This window comes from Pseudoalteromonas sp. P1-26 (assembly GCF_001401795.1).
GTDB lineage: Bacteria > Pseudomonadota > Gammaproteobacteria > Enterobacterales > Alteromonadaceae > Pseudoalteromonas.
The window spans coordinates 1-302 of the sequence record NZ_LKDX01000167.1 but is presented as its reverse complement, the minus strand read 5'-3'; the positions used below and the strand labels follow the sequence as shown (position 1 = coordinate 302).

General features: G+C 38.4%; 1 protein-coding gene. It reads right to left on the bottom strand.

What is annotated here, in order from left to right; genetic code table 11:
- Window positions 1-302: transposase (locus tag AN394_RS22465; protein ID WP_152968977.1), on the bottom strand; the 302-nt coding region annotated here is incomplete at both ends.

Below are 302 nucleotides of genomic sequence, written 5' to 3'. Positions count from 1 at the left end.
ATGGCGTTGCCCGCACTCCGAACAAATTCCAGTGGATTTTTCAAAACGACCTATTTCATGATAGAGCTTGCCTTCTAGCTCAGCTTTATACTTTGAAAGCTGAGTGATCAAACCCATCACGTTATCTGCAACCATACTACCATTGAACTTTTGCATTGCTTTTACGTTTAAATCTTCGAACACTAAAATATCATTTTCATTGGTTATCTGTCTTGAAGTTTTGTGCGCAAAGTCCAGCCTTTGCCTTGAGATTTTTCCGTGTAATTTATTGATGCGTTGTTTTGTTTTTTGCCAGCGATTTG